Raw genomic sequence first — 12,348 nt, 5'->3', positions numbered from 1 at the left:
TTTAGCGACTTGGGTAGTCCATTAGAGGTTATTACATGTCCATAATTGATTTTTTATGGGTAAATTGGGAAGCCGGTCGGGTTATTGTTGGCTATTCTGCTTTCTATTTCGGATTTTAGTCACCAATGGAGATTATTGGTGACCTGTTTTTTTATTTTTTCTGGATTTCAGTCACCAAAGGACCTTGGTTACCCGTTTTTCTCTTTTTTCTCTTTTTTCTCGTTTTCGGTCACCAAAACACTTTTTGGTTACCTATTTTTCACTTTTCTCCCGTTTTCGGTCACCAAAATACTTTTTGGTTACCTATTTTTCACTTTTCTCTCGTTTTCGGTCACCAAAATACTTTTTGGTTACCTATTTTTCACTTTTCTCTCGTTTTCGGTCACCAAAATACTTTTTGGTTACCTATTTTTCACTTTTCTCCCGTTTTCGGTCACCAAAACACTTTTTGGTTACCTATTTTTCACTTTTCTCCCGTTTTCGGTCACCAAGAACCTCATTGGTAGCCTGTTTTTCTTTATTTTCTCGTTATCGGTTACTTAGAACCTCTATAAGCTACCATTTTTTCGCTTTTCACCTAATTTCGGTCGCTTAGAACCTTTATTAGCTACCGTTTTTTAATCTAGAAAAAAGACGAAAATACAAAAAAAGACAACCAAAATAGGCTGTCTTTCATTCATTTGCCTGGCAACGTCTTACTCTCACAGGGGGATAGCCCCCAACTACCATCAGCGCTGAGAAGCTTAACTTCCGTGTTCGGTATGGGAACGGGTGTGACCTTCTCGCTATCGCCACCAGACTATTTACTTAAGGGATCATTCCCTCAAAACTAGATAATACAGAAGAAATAAGTTTGAACCAGTAAGCCTTGTTCATATAATATGACTTGGTTAAGTCCTCGATCGATTAGTATCAGTCAGCTCCACATGTTACCACGCTTCCACCTCTGACCTATCAACCTGATCATCTTTCAGGGATCTTACTAGCTTGCGCTATGGGAAATCTCATCTTGAGGGGGGCTTCATGCTTAGATGCTTTCAGCACTTATCCCGTCCGCACATAGCTACGCATCGTCGCCTTGGTGAGCCGTTACCTCACCAACTAGCTAATGCGCCGCGGGCCCATCTGTAAGTGACAGCCGAAACCGTCTTTCAGCTCTCCCTCATGTGAGGAAAAGGATTATCCGGTATTAGCTCCGGTTTCCCGAAGTTATCCCAGTCTTACAGGCAGGTTGCCCACGTGTTACTCACCCGTCCGCCGCTAACCAATGGGAGCAAGCTCCCAAAGATTCGCTCGACTTGCATGTATTAGGCACGCCGCCAGCGTTCGTCCTGAGCCAGGATCAAACTCTCCAAGAAAGTTGATTTAGCTCGAAATTTACGTTGGCTTCACATCATTAAATGAAGTGAATAATTATTGTTTGTTGACGTTTTTGTTTGTTTAGTTTTCAAAGAACAATTGCGCCGCTTCTTATCTTTCTTCAGAAGCAACTCTATTAATATATCAGATCGTCAGTAATAAGTCAACACTTTTTTAAATTTTTATTTCTTTATCAAGTTGTTTACTTGTTATTAACGACAGCTTTTATATATTATCACTTTCAAAAGGAAACGTCAATAATTTTTTATATATTTTTCGTTCCCGTTTATAGCCCATGATACATAGTTTTGCCACAGATCATGTATGAAAACTACGTTCTAACATAGTAGTTGAATCAGATTTCATAAATTTTATAAGACTTGGAATCAAAATAACATAGATATTGCGACGATTTCCCTCTTTTCTCCGATTTCGGTCGCCTAGGACTTCGATAAGCTATCATTTATTCACCATTCCTTCTATTTCGGTTACTTATCATCACTTTCAATTTTAATCTGTACGAAAAAAGACAGCCTTATGCGGTTGTCTTCATTCAAATGCCTGGTAACGTCCTACTCTCACAGTGGGATAGCCACCAACTACCATTGGTGCTGAGAAGCTTATCTTCCGTGTTCGGTATTGAAACGGGTGTGACCTTCTTGCTATCGCCACCAAGCCTACATCACTGAATTTGCTTCATTGCTGGCTTGCGAAAGGTGAACATAATCTTCCTCGAATTTGCTGTGCCGAAGGAGCAGACATTCAATGTGTAATGATTTATAGAATTAATGGAAAAAGTAAAATAATCTTAAGGGATCATTCCGTCAAAACTAGATAATACAGAAGAAATAAGCTAAAACGAGTGTACCATATTCATTTAAAATGACTTGTCTAGCTTCGGCTCCTAGCTTTTCGGTCGTTTCGATCCGTCCCTATAAATCTTAAATGCAGGATTTCAAAACTGTATAAAAAGCTTTCGACTTATTAATATAGTTTAGAGAAGTTAATTAATTTCTAATTTACGTGACCCTATTTATTAGATTGGCTCGAATCGGGGCTCGTATATCGTATATAACCACTATAAGCTACTGTTTTTTGCTTTTCACCCAATTTCGGTCGCTTAGAGCCTCGATTATGAATATTAGCCCTTCTTTCTTGGAGAAAACCGGAGTATATCATTAAATTTTGACTACTATTAAAGGCTTAAAGTTACAATATTTCAGGCTATCAGCGAATTTTAGTATCATATCCGCGAATCGTAAAAAAATGCAGAATACAAAAAAAAGACAACCTAATGCGGTTGTCTTCATTCATTTGCCTGGCAACGTCTTACTCTCACAGGGGGATAGCCCCCAACTACCATCAGCGCTGAGAAGCTTAACTTCCGATACGGCTACCTTGTTACGACTTCACCCCAATCATCTGTCCCACCTTAGGCGGCTGGCTCCTTACGGTTACCCCACCGACTTCGGGTGTTACAAACTCTCGTGGTGTGACGGGCGGTGTGTACAAGGCCCGGGAACGTATTCACCGCGGCATGCTGATCCGCGATTACTAGCGATTCCGGCTTCATGTAGGCGAGTTGCAGCCTACAATCCGAACTGAGAATGGTTTTATGGGATTGGCTTCACCTCACGGCTTCGCTGCCCTTTGTACCATCCATTGTAGCACGTGTGTAGCCCAGGTCATAAGGGGCATGATGATTTGACGTCATCCCCACCTTCCTCCGGTTTGTCACCGGCAGTCACCTTAGAGTGCCCAACTGAATGCTGGCAACTAAGATCAAGGGTTGCGCTCGTTGCGGGACTTAACCCAACATCTCACGACACGAGCTGACGACAACCATGCACCACCTGTCACTCTGTCCCCCGAAGGGGAACGTCCTATCTCTAGGAGTGTCAGAGGATGTCAAGACCTGGTAAGGTTCTTCGCGTTGCTTCGAATTAAACCACATGCTCCACCGCTTGTGCGGGCCCCCGTCAATTCCTTTGAGTTTCAGCCTTGCGGCCGTACTCCCCAGGCGGAGTGCTTAATGCGTTAGCTGCAGCACTAAAGGGCGGAAACCCTCTAACACTTAGCACTCATCGTTTACGGCGTGGACTACCAGGGTATCTAATCCTGTTTGCTCCCCACGCTTTCGCGCCTCAGCGTCAGTTACAGACCAGAAAGCCGCCTTCGCCACTGGTGTTCCTCCACATCTCTACGCATTTCACCGCTACACGTGGAATTCCGCTTTCCTCTTCTGCACTCAAGTCCCCCAGTTTCCAATGACCCTCCACGGTTGAGCCGTGGGCTTTCACATCAGACTTAAAGGACCGCCTGCGCGCGCTTTACGCCCAATAATTCCGGACAACGCTTGCCACCTACGTATTACCGCGGCTGCTGGCACGTAGTTAGCCGTGGCTTTCTGGTTAGGTACCGTCAAGGTACCGGCAGTTACTCCGATACTTGTTCTTCCCTAACAACAGAGCTTTACGACCCGAAGGCCTTCTTCGCTCACGCGGCGTTGCTCCGTCAGACTTTCGTCCATTGCGGAAGATTCCCTACTGCTGCCTCCCGTAGGAGTCTGGGCCGTGTCTCAGTCCCAGTGTGGCCGATCACCCTCTCAGGTCGGCTACGCATCGTCGCCTTGGTGAGCCGTTACCTCACCAACTAGCTAATGCGCCGCGGGCCCATCTGTAAGTGACAGCCGAAACCGTCTTTCAGCTCTCCCTCATGTGAGGAAAAGGATTATCCGGTATTAGCTCCGGTTTCCCGAAGTTATCCCAGTCTTACAGGCAGGTTGCCCACGTGTTACTCACCCGTCCGCCGCTAATCTTCGGGAGCAAGCTCCCAAAGATTCGCTCGACTTGCATGTATTAGGCACGCCGCCAGCGTTCGTCCTGAGCCAGGATCAAACTCTCCAAGAAAGTTGATTTAGCTCGAAATTTACGTTGGCTTCACATCATTAAATGAAGTGAATAATTATTGTTTGTTGACGTTTTTGTTTGTTTAGTTTTCAAAGAACAATCTTTGTCATCGCTCAAAAGCGACTTTATTAATATACCACCTGTGAAATAAAAAGTCAACAATTATTTTTTGTTGTTTTTATGTCATCAGCGACGTTTATTAATATAACAAGATTATTAAGTAATGTCAACACTATTTTTTATAAAAATAAAACTGCTAACTACCCTTTCATTCTGCCCTTCTTATCATGTCGAATGTATTTAAAACATTCATTTGGTGAAGCCAACCTCCTGAATAAAGTAAATAAAATTTTATATCTTTCCTCCATTGCTCTTTTAACAATCTGGTCGATTCGCTCATCGCGTAAGTCAAATAGGATTTCATCCATTTCTCTTTTTATTAGATATTCAATTTCTTTTACTTCTTTTTCATTTATGAGAAGTCCAAGCATTAAATCCCTCCACAAAATATCTAGTTATAGTAGTCTTTTCCAATTTATTAAAATTTATTATTATTTTCTTTTATCATATTATCTAAAAAATTTGCATAGGCTTGAGACAAGGATGGTATGGGACGAGGTGGTCAAAGTGAATTTCTTTTATGTGTTAAATGGTAAATCTTTGCGGAGCGTTTTATTAATATTAATGGCAGCCTTTTTTGCTGCATGGTTCTTTTACATGGAAAATCATGCGCAAATTTCTGTTTTCTCCACAAAGGATGGACCTAAAGCCGTTTACCGAGGCGAAAAAGACATCGCTCTCACCTTTAATATTGGCTGGGGTGATGAAAAAGCAGAACCGATTTTAGATACGTTAAAAAAAGAGAATGTTAAGGGTGCTACCTTCTTTTTAGCTGGCTCCTGGGCAGAGCGTCATCCCGATCTTGTAAGTCGGATTGTAAAGGATGGGTATGAAATTGGTATCCTTGGCTATGCTTACGAGGATTATATTGATTTAGATGATAGGGAAATTGGAAAAGATATTTCAAAAGCACAAGAGGTTTTTAAAAAGTTAAATGTTAAGGATATAAAGCTGCTTCGTGCTCCGACCGGTCATTTTGATAAGCGAACGTTAAAAATTGCTGAGCGTTATGGTTATACGGTAGTGAGCTGGAGAATTGATTCAAAGGATTGGATGAATCCGGGTGTAAATAAAATCGCAGAAAATGTTAGTAATGCAAAAAACGGGGATATTGTTCTTCTTCATGCATCTGATTCTGCTAAACAAACCGCCAATGCCCTCCCGATGATTATTAAGGATGTTCAAAGCAAGGGTATGAAACTTGTTTCCGTTTCTGAAATGATTGCTAATGGCAACGCACAATCGCAGGAAGTAAAATAACAACAAAAAAACCGTCCAAACTCACATGGACGGTTTTTTTGTTAGTGCTTTTTTATTACCACTTAGTGGTTTATGATTATTGGATTGACTAGCACGCTTTTGTCTTTCCTGTGCAGATTTTGCATTCAATTTATGTAGAATTAATAACTGGTAGGCATTGCAAGCCATTAAGGCAAGCATCATGAGGTATAGCCAACTTCTATCATTCACTTTTAGTGCGGGGACCCATTCCACTAAGGTTACAATTGTCATCACAAAAAGGGCTGGAATGAACGCTTCCCGATTGGTCTGTTTCATTTTTATCCGGGCTACCACTAAACCAGCTACTAGCAAAATGAGAGCTGGGCCAAAATAAGGGATTATGGATTCTCCTTGTTTGGCAAAGTTAACGTATCGTAAATAGATGAGATCAAAGAATCCAAAGAGAATAAACACAATCTGAACAGCATTCCAAAGGGATACGGATTTAAAAATTCCTAGTCCAAAGCGATGCACTGTCAAATAAGCAAAAAAACCCAGCTGGCTTACTAAACTAAAGAGAAAGCCCATCCCAATTAGCCAAATAAATGCGGAAAGTATATCAATTATTTTAAATTCAGTGAAGTAGGGCTGAAACTCATTCCATCGAAGAATAAAACCAAAAATAGCCGTCGTAATTCCGCCTATTAATAATGTGGTCATGAACAATTTTACCCAATTACGGCTAGTCACAATACGAACCCCCATAGTTAAAAAATCCATTTATTTTGATTGTATCAATCCAATATTGAAAAATCTATCTTTTGATGAAGTTAGATGTATAATCCTTACCGATTTTCTTCATCCTACATGTAAGGATTCTTATGTGAAAGGAGCTTGGAAATGAGAGTAAAGGGTATGATGCTCCTCCTCCCTATTATGATGTTGCTCGCGAGCTGTTCTCCGCAAGATACAAGCAGCAGCGGGCAGCTTGATTACGATCAAACGAAGAAAATGGTTGTCGATATTCTTAAAACAGATGACGGCAAGAAAGCCATTCAAGACGTGATGTCCGATGATAAAATGAAAGATAAGCTTGTTATGGATCAAAAGGTTGTCTCCGACACCATTCAACAAACCCTTACTTCCGATAAAGCGACGGAATTTTGGAAAAAAACCTTTAGCGACCCTAAATTTGCAAAAAGTGTTGCCCAAAACATGCAAAGTGAGAATAAAAAACTATTGAAGACGCTGATGAATGACCCCGAATATAGAAATATGATGATTCAGGTTTTTAAAGAGCCTGATATTCAAAAAGAGTTGGCGGATGCTCTTAAAAGCAAAGACTACCGTGAGCATCTTCAGAAGGTCATTACAGAAACAATGGATAGCCCATTATATAAAGTGAAAATGCAAGACATATTGATGAAGGCTGCTGAGGATATGAAAACAAAACCTAGTAGCAAAGGCGGACAAGAAACAAGCGGTGGACAAAGCCCAGGCGGGGCATAAAGGTCATCTAACTGAATAAAGAAAAGAGCCTCTCCACAGTAAAATGGATGAGGCTTTTTTCATCTATTTTTTTAGCTTGCTTGCAACTTTTTCAGCAATTTCTAAATAAATTTTTCCGAGCTTATGGTCTTCCTGATAAATGGATGGGGCAAAGTCGTCTTCATTCCAGTCTGGCTGAGCAAGAGGTAGACGTCCAAGAATTTCGGTATTTAACTCTTCGGCGAGTTTTTCACCGCCGCCCCTGCCAAAAACATACTCTTTTTCGCCTGTTAGTTTGCTTTCAAAATATGCCATGTTTTCAATGATTCCAAGGACTTCATGCTCGGTGCGCAGTGCCATAGCACCAGCTCGGGCCGCTACAAAGGCTGCCGTTGGATGTGGGGTTGTCACTATAATTTCTTTACAAGCAGGGAGCATCGTGTGAACGTCTAATGCCACGTCCCCAGTACCCGGAGGTAAGTCTAACACTAGATAATCCAATTCTCCCCATTCAACTTCGCTAAAAAAGCTGTTAAGCATTTTTCCTAACATAGGTCCGCGCCAAATAATCGGAGCATTGTCTTCGACAAAGAAGCCCATCGAAATTACTTGAACGCCAAAGCGCTCAACAGGAATGATTTTTTCACCACGGACGACAGGTCTTTTGGTAATTCCCATCATATCAGGTACGCTAAACCCATAAATATCAGCGTCAATCAGCCCTACTTTTTTCCCTAAGCGGGCCAAGGATACGGCAAGGTTAACGGAGACCGTTGACTTCCCAACACCGCCTTTACCACTAGCTATGGCAATAAAGGTTGTATTTGAATGTAAAAGGTTGTTCTCCTCCGCTGCGCCGGCTGCATGACGATGCTGCGCTAAAACTTCTTCAGGCAATTCACTAAAACGGATGCCTACCGTTGCTGCTCCCGCTTCCTTTAATAGATTAACGATTTGCGTTTGCAATTGCAGCTGTTCGGACGTACCTGTTTTGGCGATTAATACTTTTACGCTGACATGATTCTTTTCTTCTTTTATCTTTATTTCTTCGATTGCTTGCAAATCAGCGAGTGATATATGTAAAAATGGTTCTTTGAGGCTCCCAAGAACCTCACGAATTCTTGCTTCTGTTAACATTAAAAAAACACCTCACCTAATGAATTCGATTTCACGTTCTAGTATACCATAACAAATTACCGATACAGTTAAATGAAAGCGTAAGAAAAAGAAATAAAGGAAGGTATCCTGACCTTCCTCACTCTGTTTCTTTTAATTCCTTTTCATTTGTAAAGTAACGCAATATCCCTTTATAAATGGATATAGACACTTTTTCCTGGTAGGAGTCTTTTTTTAGCTTTTCTTTTTCAGTTGGATTAGACAAAAAACCAACTTCGACTAAAACGCCGGGCTTCTTCGCATTTTTTAATATATAGACTTGGTTAATCGGCTTTGCCTTACGGTTTGTATTCCCTAAGTTTTTGCGAAGCTCCTCTTGAATAAATTTTGCCGCTCTTGCATTTTCCTCATGCTGTGGTGCATAAAAGGTTTGGGCCCCGCTCCATCTTGAAGACGGAATGGCATTTAAATGAATGCTGACAAAAAAATCATTATCTGAATCGTTGATCATTTTTAATCGTTGTTTCAAGTCTTCTACTTTTCTTCTGCTATAGCCTCTTGTATCGGGATCTGCTAGGTCTGTATCCGTTACTCTCGTCATGACAACAAGGGCACCTTGTTCCTGTAAATAATCCCTTACCTTTAACGTGATTTTTAAAGCAATGTCCTTTTCTAATGTATCACCACTGCCAGCTCCCCCATCCGGACCGCCATGACCCGGGTCAAGCAAAATTATTTTCCCCGACAAGGGTAGATTCCATGTTTTCCATGAAACTTTATCCAAAAAATTATGCTGTAAAATGAGAAATAAAACAGCCAGTCCAATGATGAAACCGATCGTTTTCAGCCAACGCTTTCTCAATCCAGATCATTCCTTCCCGCTCGCCCCTGTTCCCTTTAACTATATGGGACAAGGGGAAGTTTTAGAACTGATATTAATGAAGCCTCAGCTTATGCCGTCTCTGGCCCTTTTCGAAGCCCTCCCGCCACCACACCTGTACGTATTGCTCGCAATGGTAGAATAGAGACTCACTCATCGCTCCTTCATGACCGGATCCCCAATAAAGTAAAAAATTATACAAAGTATCCATTAAATGCTTTTCTTCACGCATACAGCGCAAGCGCACTTCTTCTATTCCTTCTCCGTGGAAGCCGAATTTGCTAAATTTCGCTCCTAACAGATAAGCTTCAAGCGCCACATCATAACATGCCTCTTCGATACCAGTGTTCATAAGAATGCTTGAAGCAATTCTAGTTGATCCAAAGTATTGCTTTACTCGTTCCTTTAACGTGTTTATCGATAAATCCCGCAGGACTGAACGCTCATATTTGACTTGCCTCTCACGGCGTTTATCATTAAGGGTTGTAATTACATTCACTTACATTTCACCTCTTAGGACTATTCTTCATCCCGCGATGTGAAGAAATACAAGGACTCGATTGCCAATATTTGATTTTAAAAAAACTCCAACCAAAAATGGCTGGAGTTTTTCCTAACTATTCACCTAAATCAACATTGTGGTACACTCGTTGAACATCATCTAAATCTTCTAAAACATCGATCATTTTTTCAAACTTTGCTTGTGCATCTTCTGGAAGAGTGAGATCATTTTGTGCAAGCATTGTTAGTTCAGCAACAGTAAATTCTGTTATCCCTGCATTTTTGAACGCTTCCTGAACTGCGTGGAACTGATCAGGCTCTGCATAAACGATGATCTGGTCCTCTTCTTCGATAATGTCACGAACATCTAGATCAGCTTCCATTAAAAGTTCTAACACTTCATCTGAAGATTTTCCCTCAACACCGATGACAGCTGTTTGATCAAACATATACGCAACAGAACCGCTTACGCCCATGTTCCCGCCATTTTTACCAAAAGCCGCACGCACATCAGAAGCTGTTCGGTTTACGTTATTTGTCAATGCATCTACAATGACCATGGAACCATTTGGACCGAAGCCTTCGTAACGAAGTTCGGAATAGGCTTCATCTGAATTGCCTTTCGCTTTGTCAATTGCACGATCAATAATGTGTCTTGGTACATTATATGTTTTTGCACGCTCGAGGACGAATTTTAGCGCCTGATTTCCTTCCGGATCTGGTACACCTTGCTTTGCTGCTACGTAAATTTCAACCCCAAACTTTGCATATATACGACTCGTATTAGCATCCTTTGATGCCTTTTTGTCTTTAATATTGTTCCATTTACGACCCATTATGAACACTCTCCTTCTTTTGTGAATCTCCAAAAAAGACTCCCAAACCAAATGGTCTGAGAGCCTTGAATACCAGCAAATTAACGCTTTGAGAACTGAGGCGCACGACGAGCACCTTTAAGACCGTATTTTTTACGTTCTTTCATACGTGGGTCACGAGTTAACAGACCAGCGCGTTTTAAAGATGGGCGGTATTCTGGATCAGCTTGAAGTAATGCGCGGGCAATACCGTGGCGAATTGCGCCAGCTTGACCAGTGTAACCTCCGCCGCCTACGTTTACAAGAACATCGTAGCTGCCAACTGTTTCAGTCGCAACTAATGGTTGTCTTACAATAACACGTAAAGCTTCAAATGGGATATAGTTTTCAATGTCACGATCGTTGATAATAATTTTTCCTGTGCCTGGAACTAGACGCACACGTGCGACAGAGCTCTTACGACGGCCAGTACCAATATATTGAACTTGTGCCAAGTTAATTCCCTCCTTCTAAATTAACCGCGAAGTTCGTAAACTTCTGGTTTTTGTGCTTGATGCGGATGTTCGCTACCAGCATATACATGTAATTTTTTGAACATTTGACGGCCAAGAGAATTCTTTGGAAGCATGCCGCGAACAGCAAGCTCAAGCATTTTCTCTGCATAGTTCGTACGCATTTCTAAAGCAGTTCTAGTTTTTAAACCACCTGGATGTAAGCTGTGACGGTAGTAGACTTTGTCAGTTAATTTCTTACCAGTTAACTCAACTTTAGATGCATTAAGAATGATAACATGATCACCAGTGTCAACATGTGGTGTGTAAGTTGGCTTATGTTTACCACGTAGGATTGATGCAACTTCAGAAGCAAGACGACCTAAAGTTTTGCCTTCTGCATCAACTACGTACCATTTGCGTTCGATATTATTGGCATTTGCCATAAACGTAGTACGCATGAATTTCCCTCCTAAAATAAATCCAATAAAGATTAATATTTTTCGCGTTTCAATGGAGCATTCTGAGCTTCAAACTGTTCCGGGAATGAAAGTCAAATGCCTTTTAACGCCTTAGTTTTGGTTTCGTATATTTCAATCACGATGAAGACTTTCCGGGGCTTTATCGTGGGATTAAAACACATACATATGATATGATAAACGCTTAATGCCACAAAGTCAAGAAAATGTTACACCAGGATGGGTTGTTATTTGTAAAAAACCTTCCACAAATATAATCCATGTCCCGGCGCCGTTTTTCCGGCGAAGCGGCGATCTCTTTTGGCTATAATATCCGGTATGTCAGATGGAAGTCTATCCCCTGTTCCAACCTCTAGTAATGTACCAACAAGAATACGAACCATATTATACAAAAATCCATTGCCAACAAAGCGAAAGCATAGCTTGTCTCCTTCTAGGGTGATCTCAATGGCATTAATCGTTCGAATACGGTCCTCTATCTCAGTCTTTGCCGAACAAAAGCTAGTAAAGTCATGCGTCCCTATTAAATATTGACTGGCTTCTTTTATTGTTTCCAGATCCAGCTTATAAGGGTATTGATACGCATAATTTCGCTGAAATGGGTCTCTCACCGATGACATTTGCAGATAATAGCGATATTCCTTCCCAATGGCATCGTATCTGGCATGGAAAGTATCCTTTGCCTTTTCAACCGATAAAACAGAAAGATCATCAGGCAACAAGGAGTTCAAAGCCATTGCCCACTTTTCCATTGGAATGACAAGTGGGGAATCAAAGTGAATAACCTGACCCTTTGCATGGACACCCGCATCGGTTCTTCCGGAAGCAGAAACCTTAACAGCCATGCCTTTATGCATTTTTGCTAAAACCGCCTCAAGCTCACTTTGAACCGTTCGTTTATTCGGTTGGACCTGATAACCGGAAAAGCCGATGCCGTCATATGAAATGATGCATTTATACCGTTGCATG

At 41.3% G+C, this 12,348-nt stretch carries 12 protein-coding genes, 3 rRNA genes and 1 other annotated feature; of the genes, 3 read left to right on the top strand and 12 right to left on the bottom strand.

Annotation, left to right across the window (positions count from 1 at the left end; all coding sequences use genetic code 11):
- The first annotated feature begins 125 nt into the window (after positions 1-125).
- Positions 126-506 (top strand): hypothetical protein, encoded by a 381-nt coding sequence (locus BN1082_RS27925; RefSeq protein WP_176699961.1) that lies wholly within the window; start codon positions 126-128, stop codon positions 504-506.
- Positions 507-682: 176 nt separating this feature from the next.
- On the opposite strand, the gene rrf (BN1082_RS26335) is transcribed toward BN1082_RS27925, so the two are convergent.
- The 4 genes from rrf (BN1082_RS26335) to BN1082_RS26320 form a co-directional block, all read right to left on the bottom strand.
- Positions 683-799, bottom strand: a 5S ribosomal RNA gene (gene rrf / locus BN1082_RS26335).
- A gap of 99 nt (positions 800-898) precedes the next feature.
- Positions 899-1,312 (bottom strand) — a sequence feature (most likely nonfunctional fraction of RNA operon).
- Between the two features lie 606 nt (positions 1,313-1,918).
- Positions 1,919-2,035 (bottom strand): 5S ribosomal RNA (gene rrf / locus BN1082_RS26330).
- A gap of 685 nt (positions 2,036-2,720) precedes the next feature.
- Positions 2,721-4,268 (bottom strand): 16S ribosomal RNA (locus BN1082_RS26325).
- 260 nt (positions 4,269-4,528) lie between these two features.
- On the bottom strand, positions 4,529-4,759 hold the full coding sequence (locus tag BN1082_RS26320; protein WP_090640334.1) for a hypothetical protein: 231 nt from the start codon (positions 4,757-4,759) through the stop codon (positions 4,529-4,531).
- A 136-nt stretch (positions 4,760-4,895) separates the two neighbouring features.
- Here BN1082_RS26320 and pdaB point away from each other — a divergent pair, with 136 nt between their 5' ends.
- On the top strand, positions 4,896-5,648 hold the full coding sequence (gene pdaB / locus BN1082_RS26315) for a polysaccharide deacetylase family sporulation protein PdaB (protein ID WP_090640331.1): 753 nt from the start codon (positions 4,896-4,898) through the stop codon (positions 5,646-5,648).
- A gap of 21 nt (positions 5,649-5,669) precedes the next feature.
- Here pdaB and BN1082_RS26310 read toward each other — a convergent pair whose 3' ends face one another.
- Entirely contained in the window at positions 5,670-6,359 is a 690-nt protein-coding gene (locus BN1082_RS26310; protein WP_090640329.1) for a KinB-signaling pathway activation protein, read from the bottom strand.
- A 150-nt stretch (positions 6,360-6,509) separates the two neighbouring features.
- Here BN1082_RS26310 and gerD point away from each other — a divergent pair, with 150 nt between their 5' ends.
- The gene (gerD, locus tag BN1082_RS26305; RefSeq protein WP_245640569.1) at positions 6,510-7,118 is read left to right on the top strand and encodes a spore germination lipoprotein GerD; all 609 of its coding nucleotides are present in this window, start codon (positions 6,510-6,512) and stop codon (positions 7,116-7,118) included.
- 63 nt (positions 7,119-7,181) lie between these two features.
- Here the strand turns inward: gerD and BN1082_RS26300 are convergent, their stop codons facing one another.
- The 7 genes from BN1082_RS26300 to truA all read right to left on the bottom strand — a co-directional run bounded on the left by BN1082_RS26300 (position 7,182) and on the right by truA (position 12,347).
- Positions 7,182-8,234, bottom strand: coding sequence for an Mrp/NBP35 family ATP-binding protein (locus BN1082_RS26300; protein ID WP_090640326.1), 1,053 nt, complete (start codon positions 8,232-8,234; stop codon positions 7,182-7,184).
- Positions 8,235-8,352: 118 nt separating this feature from the next.
- Positions 8,353-9,075, bottom strand: coding sequence for an N-acetylmuramoyl-L-alanine amidase CwlD (cwlD, locus tag BN1082_RS26295; RefSeq protein WP_090640325.1), 723 nt, complete (start codon positions 9,073-9,075; stop codon positions 8,353-8,355).
- Positions 9,076-9,148: 73 nt separating this feature from the next.
- Positions 9,149-9,592 carry a YbaK family protein gene (locus BN1082_RS26290; RefSeq protein ID WP_090640323.1) on the bottom strand — a complete coding sequence of 148 codons (444 nt, stop codon included), beginning with the start codon at positions 9,590-9,592 and terminating at the stop codon, positions 9,149-9,151.
- Positions 9,593-9,710: 118 nt separating this feature from the next.
- Complete coding sequence (locus tag BN1082_RS26285; protein ID WP_090640321.1) at positions 9,711-10,430, bottom strand: YebC/PmpR family DNA-binding transcriptional regulator; 720 nt, start codon at positions 10,428-10,430, stop codon at positions 9,711-9,713.
- Positions 10,431-10,510: 80 nt separating this feature from the next.
- Complete coding sequence (gene rpsI, locus BN1082_RS26280; RefSeq protein WP_090640318.1) at positions 10,511-10,903, bottom strand: 30S ribosomal protein S9; 393 nt, start codon at positions 10,901-10,903, stop codon at positions 10,511-10,513.
- Between the two features lie 20 nt (positions 10,904-10,923).
- Positions 10,924-11,361, bottom strand: a complete 438-nt coding sequence (rplM, locus tag BN1082_RS26275) for a 50S ribosomal protein L13 (RefSeq protein WP_090640315.1) — start codon at positions 11,359-11,361, stop codon at positions 10,924-10,926.
- A 245-nt stretch (positions 11,362-11,606) separates the two neighbouring features.
- Entirely contained in the window at positions 11,607-12,347 is a 741-nt protein-coding gene (gene truA, locus BN1082_RS26270; protein WP_090640312.1) for a tRNA pseudouridine(38-40) synthase TruA, read from the bottom strand.
- Position 12,348: the final 1 nt, after the last annotated feature.

Origin of the sequence: Neobacillus massiliamazoniensis, assembly GCF_001048695.1 — a bacterium.
Lineage (GTDB): Bacteria > Bacillota > Bacilli > Bacillales > Cytobacillaceae > Neobacillus > Neobacillus massiliamazoniensis.
This window is presented reverse-complemented; position numbering and strand designations above follow the sequence as displayed.